An 8,882-nucleotide genomic window follows, 5' to 3' on the forward strand; every position below is an offset into this window, starting at 1 on the left:
CCGCGCCCGACCGGGTCGGTGGGTGTGGGCGGTACCCGGACTGTTCACGTTGGTGGTCACGCTGGCCGGGATCGGGCACGCACAGCCGTGGCGGGACGAGCTGGCGACGTGGAGTGCCGCCACCCGCCCGCTGCCGGACCTGGTCCGGTTGACCCGCACCATCGACGCCGCCACCGGGCCGTACTACCTGCTCATGCACGGTTGGACCGCGCTGGCCGGCACCTCGCCCACCGCGCTGCGACTGCCGTCCGCGCTCGCCATGGCGGCCGCCGCCGCGCTGACCGCCCGCCTCGGCGCGCTTCTCGCCGGTGACCGGGCCGGGTTGCTGGCCGGGCTGCTGTTCGCCGTGCTGCCGGCCACCTCCCGCTACGGCCAGGAGGCCCGGCCGTACGCGCTCGCCACGCTGCTCGCCGTGCTCGCCACCCTGCTGCTGGTCGAGGCCCTGCGCCGGCCGACGTGGCGGCGCTGGGCCGGGTACGCGGTCGCGGTGGCCGCGCTCGGACTGCTCCACCTGATCGCGCTCACCCTGCTCGCCGCGCACGCCGTCGCGGTGCTGCTGACCGCCGTGCGCGGCCCGACCGCCGCCGGCCTCGACCCGACCGCCGCCGGCCTCGATCCGACCGCCGCCGGCCTCGACCCGACCGGCCAGTCCCGACCCGACATCCTCGACGCCAACCCGCCCAGCCGCAGACACCCACAGCGTTCCACCCACGACCGACATCGGCCGCGAGTGGAACGCCATGGGTGTCACAGCGCCTCGCAGACACCCACAGCGTTCCACCCACCGGCGACATCGGCCGCGGGTGGAACGTCACGGGTGTCACGGCACCCCGCGAGCAGCCGGCATGACCCGAACCCGGCCGGGAACAGCGAGCACGACCCGAACCCCGCCCGAAACAGCGAGCACGACCCGAACCTGGCCGGAGCGGAACCGGCGCAGGTGGCCGGCAAGGATCGGGACGCCCGGGGGGCACCGGCACCCGGCCGGCGGGTGCTCGCGCGGTGGCTGGTGGCGCTGGTGCCGGCCGTCGTCCTCGTCACCCCGCTGGCGGCGGTCGGCCGGAGCCAGCGCGGCCGGCAGCTCGACTGGGTGGACCCGGCCCGCCTGCCGGATCTGGCGTCGCTGCCCGGTGGGCTGGCACAGAGCGCGGTGGTGGGCGGGTTCCTGCTGGGGCTCGCCGCGCTCGGCACGGCCCGGCTCGGTCGGCGGGCGCTGCTGCCCGGGGCCGCGGTGCTGCTGCCGGTGCTGCTGCTCTTCGCCGCCGGCACCGTGGTGCCGCTCTGGGTGCCCCGCTACCTGGTCTTCGCCGTGCCGTTCGCCTGCCTGCTGGTCGGGGCCGCGCTGGCCCAGGTGCGGCTCGGGGCGGCGCTGGCCGTGGTCGCCCTGGCGGGGCTGCTCGGGCTGCCCGACCAGGTGGCGTTGCGCCGTACCCACGAGTGGCCCCGCAGCGCCCCGGTCGACTACGCGGGCGCTGCCGGGATCATCGCCGCCGGACAGCGGCCGGGAGATGCGATCGTCTACTCACCCCGGGACGGGTGGCTCTTCCCCGACCTGGGCCTGGCGTACCACCTGGGTTCGCGCCGGCCGCGCGACGTGCTGGCGGTCCGCGACCAGCGGGCGGACGCGAGCCTCTGGGCCGTCGAGTGCGGTGACCCGGCCCGGTGCCTGGTCGGCGTGGACCGGGTCTGGCTGGTGGTGACCGGCCGGCGGGCGGACCCGCTGGCCGCGGTGCCCGGCGCCAAGGGCGAGGCGCTGCGGGACGGCTTCACGGTCCGTCAGGTCTGGCCCCGCGCGGGTCTCACGGTGGCCCTGCTCGCCCGGTGAGGCGGTCGGTGGTGCCCCGGGCCAGCGGGACGACGAGCATCGCCTCGGTGCCGCCGGCGGCGCCGTTGCGCAGCTCGATGGTGCCGCGCAGCTCGCCGGTGACGAGCGCCCGGACGATCTGGAGGCCGAGGTTGCCGCCCCGCTCGGCGTCGAACTGCGCGGGCAGGCCGCGCCCGTTGTCGGCGACCGAGACGTGCAACTCCTTGCGGCGCCGGTGCACGGAGACGACCACCGCGGGCCTCGGCTCGTCCACCGGAGCGGAGGCGCCGTCCTCGTCGGCCGGTGGGAAGCCGTGTTCCACGGCGTTGAGCAGCAATTCGTTGAGCACCATCACCAGCGAGGTGGCTATCTCGGCGGGGAGTATGCCGAAGCTGCCCGTGCGGCGCATGCCGACGCTCACCTCGGTGGCGGCCACCTCGGTCGCGGCGCTGGCCACCCGGTCCACGATGCCGTCGAACTCCACCGCCTCGTCGCTGGACATGGAGAGCGTCTCGTGCACCAGCGCGATCGAGGCGACCCGGCGTACCGATTCCTCCAGCGCGACCCGGGCCTCCGGCATGGCGACCCGCCGGGCCTGGAGGCGCAGCAAAGCGGCCACGGTCTGCAGGTTGTTCTTCACCCGGTGGTGGATCTCCCGGATGGTGGCGTCCTTGGTGATCAGGGCGCGGTCGCGGCGGCGTACCTCGGTGATGTCGCGGACCAGCACCAGCGCGCCGATCGGCACACCGGCGGGCATCAGCGGCAGGGCCCGGGTGAGCATGGTGGCGCCGCGGGCGTCGACCTCGCGGCGGGGCGGGGCCTCGCCGCGCAGCGCGGCGAGCACCGCGTTGCCGGCGTCGGCACCTTCGAGGGGGTCCCCGGCGAGCCGGCGGTGCAGCTTGGCCAGGTCCTCGCCGACGAGGTGGGAGGCGTAGCCGAGGCGGCGGTACGCGGACTGGGCGTTGGGGCTGGCGTAGGTGACCTTGCCGTTGGCGTCGAGCCGCACCAGACCGTCGCCGACCCGGGGCGCCGAAGTGGTCTCGCCCGGGTGCCGGGGCGGCGGGAACGTGCCGTCGGCGATCATCTGGGCCAGGTCGTCGGCGGTGGTCAGGTAATTCAGTTCGAGTTGGCTCGGGGTCCGCGCGGTGGAGAGGTTGGTGTCCCGCCCCACCACGGCGATCACCTCACCGTGCTCGCCGTCGCCGGTGCGCAGCCGCACCGGGATCGCCTCGTGTCGGGCCGGGACGTCGCCGTACCAGACCGGGTCGCCCTCCCGCCAGATCCGGCCCTGCCGGTGGGCCACCTCCAGGTGGGCCACCTCGGGCCCGCCGACGATGCGGCCGACCTGGTCGTCCAGGTACGCGGTCGGCGCGGTCGTCGGACGGACCTGGGCGACGCAGAGGAAGGTGCCGTCGCCGTCCACCGGCACCCAGAGCAGCAGGTCGGCGAAGGACAGGTCGGACAGCAGCTGCCAGTCGCCCGCGACGCGGTGCAGGTGGTCGATGTCGGCCGGGCGGAGCGCGGTGTGCTCCTCGGCGAGGTCACGGAGGGTGGACACGCCCCACAGCGTGCCACGCCGGGGTTCACATCGTCGCCGTGACCTTCTTCAACCCGCGCGGAGCGTCCGGGTCCTCGCCGCGGGCCAGCGCCAGGGCCAGGGCGAGCCGTTGCAGCGGCAGGATGTCGAGCAGCGGCGCGTACCGCTCGTCGACCTCCGGCACCGCCATCCGGGTCTCCCCGACCTCGGCGGAGCCGACCACCACCACGTCGGCGCGACGTTCACCGAGCCTGGGCAGCACCTCGCGCATCGACGCCCCGCCGGGGCCGGAGCCGATCACGGCCAGCACGGGCACGTCCGGGGCGGTCATGGCGAGCGGCCCGTGCAGCAGGNCGCCTCCCGGGCGGTCGGGTACGCGTAGCCCCGGCCGGTGGTGACGAGCTGGGCGGCGAACCGGTAGCGCGGGGCGAGCCGGGCCGGGGTGTCGTCGGCGAGCGTGCGGGCGGCCAGTTCGGGCAGGTGGGCCAGCGCGTCCCGCTCCGACGCGGGCAGCACGCCGTCGCCGGCGCGTACCCCCTCGATGAGCATGAGCAGCGCGAGCAGCTCGGCGGTGTAGGTCTTGGTGGCGGCGACGGCACGCTCGTGGCCGGCGGCGACGTCCACGTTCAGTTCGGCGGTCTCGACGAGCGGCGAGTCGGGGTTGTTGGTGACGGCCAGGGTGAGCGCGCCGGAGGCGCGGGCCACCCGGAGCACCTCGGCGAGGTCGGGTGAGCCGCCGCTCTGGCTGACGCCGACGACCAGCGCGTCGGAGAGGTCGGGTCGGGCGCCGAAGACGGTGATCGCGCTCGGCGAGGCGAGCCCGGCGGGCAGACCGAGGCGGATCTCGGTGAGGTAGGCCGCGTAGAGCGCGGCGTGGTCGGAGGTGCCGCGCGCGGTGAACACGACGTGTCGGGGCCGCCGTTGCGCGACGACGGCCGCGACCTCGGCGATCGCCGCGGCGTGCTCGGTGGAGAGCAGGCGTTCGTAGCCGGCCGGCTGCTCGTCGATGTCGGCGGCCATTCCGGCCCCTGGACGTGTCACCCCAGCACCCCTTTCTGCGCGATTGCCGCGCGTTCGATGCTCAGTCTTGCACGTTTTGGCCGTGAGCAGCAACGCAACGAGCAGCATTGCGCAGTAGATCACCGTGCCTGGACAAGATCCCCTAGGCTTGCCCGGCTGACCGACCGACCGAGAGGACGACGTGCCCGAGGACGACGCCGCGCTCTCCGCGGAGGAGGAACTCGCGCTGGCCCGGCTGGCGCTCGGCGAGGGCGACCTTCGGCACGCCGCCGACCACGTCGCCGCCGCGCTGGTCCGCTCCCCCACCCTGCCGGAGGCGCACGAGACGCTCGCCCGGCTCGCCGCGGCCAGCGGCGGGGACCTGGACCTCTTCCCGCTGGGCCAGCACGCCTTCGTCGGCGCCGTGGTCGCCCGGGCACACCTGCTCGCCGCCGCCGGTCGTCCCGCGGAGGGCCTCGACCTGCTCGCCGCCGCCACCGGCTACGCCCCCGCCTCGCCGTGGGCCGCCGTGCCCTGGGTGACCGCCGCCGACCTGCCGGAACGGCTCGACCCGGAACGCACCGCCCGGATCCTCATGCAGGTCTGCGCCGCCACCGGAGACCCGGTTCCGCGCCGGCTGCGCGAGCCGCTGCTGCCGTACCTCACCCTGGCCCGCAACGCGATCACCGTGCATCCCACCCACCCCCTGCTGCTGGGCGCGGCGTCCGCGCTGGCCCGGCGCCTCGGCGAGGTCGCCCTCGCGGTCACCTGGGCCACCCGGGGGGTACGCGCGGAGCCCACCAAACTCGGCGAGGTGTGGCTCGGGTACGCGTACCGCAGCGCCGGCCGGACCGCCGACGCGCTCGCCGCGTTGGAGCGTGCCGTCGCGCTCGACCCCGACGACCTGGCGGTCTACGCGGACATCGCCGGCACGCTGGCCGACCACGGCCGGCTCGACGCGGCGCTGGAGTGGGTCGACCGGGCGCTGGCCAAGGACCCGACGTTCGACTGCGCCGTACACACCGCGCACCGGCTGCGGTTCCAGCGCGACGGCAACGTGGACCACCTGGTGGCGCTCGCCGACTTCGTCCGCGACCACCCCGACGACACGCACGAGCACGGTGACCTCGACGAGTGCTGCCGGGGGCGCCCCTGGCTCGGCCAGGTCACCCCGGCCGGCGCGGACGCCCCGGCGCCGGCCGCCAACACCGCGCGCCCCTCGGCGAGCGCGGAACGGCGGCTCCAGCAACTGGCCCATCCGGCCTGGGCGCACCCGCCGGCCGCGTACGACGCCGCGGTGGGACTGGCCACGCTGGACCTGGCCGACCTGCTCGGCCTGATGGCGTACCCGCCGGACGCGCCGCCCACCGCGCTGGGTCGGGTGCTCGGCGACCAGGACCCGGCGCTCTGGACGCGGTGCGCGCAGGTCTGGGCCTGCCTGGGGCTGCTGCACCACCGCACCGACGAGCCGTGGGCGGAGTCGACCCGCCGTCGGGTGCTGGGCGGGTTGGCCGGCGGCGAACCCGGCCCGATCGCCGAGGCGGCGCTGTTCGCCCTGGTCACCGCCGCCTGGGTGGACCCGGCGGTACGCGCCGACGTGGCCGGCGTGGTGGCCGGGCGGCTCGCCGAGGTGGAGTCGGGTCGCGCCCGGCGGACGACCTCGGCGGTGTCGCTGGCGCACCTGGCCCGGGCCACCCCGGCACTGGATCCGGCCACCCGCGCGACGGCCGACGCGCTGGTCGCCGCCGCCGGCAGCGGGATGCTGCGCCGTCTCTGGCGACGCCTCACCGCCGCTCTCCTCCGCCGCGCCTGACCTGCGTGACGCCGGCCGGTCCACGCGGGCCGGGCGGCTCCGGGCCGCGCTGCGGCTGGCATCCCGATCCGCGTGCTGGTGGCCGCGGACGCGCCGTGGCCCCGCGTACCCCGGAGGTGGGGTCGGCGGGGCCGNTCCTGCGGCGTGGCGTCGGCCGGCGGGGCGTCGTTCGACGACCGCAGCGGCACCTCCCGAAGGAACCAGGCGAGCACCGGTACGGCCACGGTGAACACGACCGCCCAGACGAAGACGTGCGAGACGGCGTCGGAGAGCGCACCGAGCACCACCTCCCGCGCCGGGCCGGTGAGTTCCCTGAGTTTCGCCAGGTCGAGCCCGCCGCCCTCGCCGCCACCGCCGCCGAGCGCCGGACCGGCGGCCGAGTCGGCCAGCCGGCCGGCGAAGACGGCGCCGAACAGCGAGACCCCGAACGAGCCTCCGATGGACCGGAAGAAGGTGGCGGCGCCGCTCGCCGCGCCCAGGTCCTTCTGCTCGACGCTGTTCTGCGCGACCAGCATCGTGGTCTGCATGAGGAAGCCCATGCCGACGCCGAGCACGAGCATGTAGAGCGAGGACTGGACCTTCGTGGTGTCCAGGTCGAGCATGGTGAGCAGACCCATGCCGGCGGCCATCAGCGCGCCGCCGACGATCGGGAACACGCGGTAGCGCCCGGTCTTCGTGATCGCCCGGCCGACCACCAGCGACACCACCAGCATGCCGAACATCAGTGGGAACAGGAGCAGGCCGCTGTTGGTGNCATGGCGAAGCCGAGCAGGAAGCCGATCACCGAGATGAGGGCGAAGTTGCGGTTGGCGAACAGGGCCAGCGGCAGGATCGGTTCGGGTACGCGCCGCTCGACGACCGCGAACGCACCCAGCGCGGCGGCCGCCAGCACGATCAGGCCGAGGATCTGCGCCGAGGCCCACGGGTACTCGTTGCCGCCCCAGGTGGTGACCAGCACGACCGCGGTGATGCCGACGGAGAGCAGCGCCGCGCCCAGCCAGTCGATCTTGTGCTCGGTGCGGTACTTCGGCAGGTGCAGGGTGGTGGCGAGGAGCAGCAGCGCCACGCCGCCCAGCGGCAGGTTGACGTAGAACGCCCAGCGCCAGGAGAGGTGGTCGGTGATGAACCCGCCGGCCAGCGGGCCGGCCACCATCGCGACGGCCATGATGCCGGCGAACATGCCCTGGTAGCGGCCCCGCTCACGGGGCGGGACCAGGTCACCGACGATGGCCAGGACGCCGACCATCAGGCCACCCGCGCCGAGGCCCTGCACCGCTCGGAACGTGATCAGTTCCAGCATGCCGTTGTCGACGCCGCCGAGGACCCCGGAGCCGGCCATGCCGCAGAGCGCGGAGCCGACCAGGAAGATCACCACCGAGGTGAGGAACACCGTCTTGCGTCCGTAGAGGTCGCCGAGCTTGCCCCAGATCGGGGTGGAGACCGTGGTGCCCAACACGTACGCGGTGACCACCCAGGTGAAGTGGCCGGCGTCGCCGAACTCGAAGGCGATGCGCGGCAGCGCGGTGCTGACGATCATGTTGTCGAGCATCGCCAGCATCATCGCGATCATCAGGCCGAACAGGACGACGCGGACATTGCTTCTCGCGGTGACCGGGGCTGGTTGACTCATGGGTAGGCTCCCCGCAGATCGTTGATCGACTTACTTGCCGCCCGGCTAGTTAGCTTACTAGCCGCACGGTAAGCTGGTTACGGGACGACGTCAAGCGGATTGGAAGGTGTCGGTCGGGTGAGCAAGAGCACGGGCGGCACGCGGCAGCGCATTCAGGCCGTCGCGCTGGAGCTCTTCACCGAGCAGGGGTACGAGAAGACCTCGCTCCGGGAGATCGCCGAGCGACTCGGGGTGACCAAGGCGGCGCTCTACTACCACTTCAAGAGCAAGGACGAGATCGTCTCCAGCTTCGTCGACGACCGCCTGCGCCGGATGGACGAGCTGATCGCCTGGGCCGCCGAGCAGCCCCCCACGTTGGCGACCCGGCGCGCCCTCATCGGCCGGTACGCGGACGCCATGTTCGCCGGCGAACTGCCCACGGTGATGCGCTTCTTCGAGCAGAACCAGACCGTGCTGAAGAGCCTCGTCGCCGGCCAGCAGATGCGCGACCGGATGATGCAACTGGCCCGCGAGTTGTGCCGCGGCGACGACTCGCCGGTCGCCCAGCTCCGCGCCTCGCTCACGCTGTTCGCGGTGCACAGCAGTTGGTTCGCGGTGCGCGCACCGGGCATCACCGACGCGGAGCGGCAGAAGATCGCCCTGGAGGTGGCCGACGAACTGCTCGCCAAGATCGGCGACGGCCGCTAGCGGCCTGGTTCGTGGGGGCGGTCGAGCCGAGGCGGAGTCCGGGCGGCGATCCGGCAAGGCGCGNTTTCGTTCGGATACCGGTGTTGTATCCGGACGAAACCGCAACGCCGCCGGTCGTCGTCCGGGCCCGCCGCAGGCCGACCAGCCCCCGCGACACAGGCCCCAGGTCTTCCGCCGGTCGGCGGCTCAGCTCGCGGCGCGCAGGTCCAGCCGCAGGCCGAGCAGTTCGATCCCGGGCAGCGGGGTCCAGTCCTTCTCCGGCAGCCGGACGAACCCGCGCCGGTCGTAGAGGCGTCGTGCGCTCGCCGCCATGCCGGCGCGCACACAGATCACCACCGCCGTGCACCCCAGCCCGGCGGCGCGCGTCACGCACGCGTCGACCAGCGCCGCGCCGGCACCCCGGCCCTGCGCG

General features: G+C 74.5%; 5 protein-coding genes and 2 pseudogenes. 3 read left to right on the forward strand and 4 right to left on the reverse strand.

The window, feature by feature from the left end; all coding sequences use genetic code 11:
* Nucleotides 1-1,825, forward strand: a 1,825-nt coding sequence (locus tag B1205_RS08230; protein WP_441338457.1) for a glycosyltransferase family 39 protein, incomplete at its 5' end; no start/stop codon positions are given.
* Here the strand turns inward: B1205_RS08230 and B1205_RS08235 are convergent.
* A complete protein-coding gene (locus B1205_RS08235; protein WP_089155066.1) occupies nucleotides 1,800-3,362 on the reverse strand; it encodes a PAS domain-containing sensor histidine kinase in 1,563 nt (520 codons plus the stop codon). The two genes, B1205_RS08230 and B1205_RS08235, sit on opposite strands and share 26 nt — an antisense overlap.
* 25 nt (nucleotides 3,363-3,387) lie before the next feature.
* Nucleotides 3,388-4,361 (reverse strand): annotated as a pseudogene (locus tag B1205_RS08240) (SIS domain-containing protein).
* Between the two features lie 181 nt (nucleotides 4,362-4,542).
* Here B1205_RS08240 and B1205_RS08245 point away from each other — a divergent pair.
* On the forward strand, nucleotides 4,543-6,153 hold the full coding sequence (locus B1205_RS08245; protein ID WP_089155067.1) for a tetratricopeptide repeat protein: 1,611 nt from the start codon (nucleotides 4,543-4,545) through the stop codon (nucleotides 6,151-6,153).
* Between the two features lie 116 nt (nucleotides 6,154-6,269).
* Here the strand turns inward: B1205_RS08245 and B1205_RS08250 are convergent.
* Nucleotides 6,270-7,783 (reverse strand): annotated as a pseudogene (locus tag B1205_RS08250) (MDR family MFS transporter); the annotation flags it as partial.
* Between the two features lie 117 nt (nucleotides 7,784-7,900).
* Here B1205_RS08250 and B1205_RS08255 point away from each other — a divergent pair.
* Nucleotides 7,901-8,470 carry a TetR/AcrR family transcriptional regulator gene (locus B1205_RS08255; protein WP_089155068.1) on the forward strand — a complete coding sequence of 190 codons (570 nt, stop codon included), beginning with the start codon at nucleotides 7,901-7,903 and terminating at the stop codon, nucleotides 8,468-8,470.
* Nucleotides 8,471-8,656: 186 nt separating this feature from the next.
* Here B1205_RS08255 and B1205_RS31075 read toward each other — a convergent pair.
* On the reverse strand, nucleotides 8,657-8,882 hold a 226-nt coding region (locus B1205_RS31075), incomplete at its 5' end, for a GNAT family N-acetyltransferase (protein ID WP_254909797.1).

The organism is Micromonospora sp. NBS 11-29 (assembly GCF_002140155.1).
Lineage (GTDB): Bacteria > Actinomycetota > Actinomycetes > Mycobacteriales > Micromonosporaceae > Micromonospora.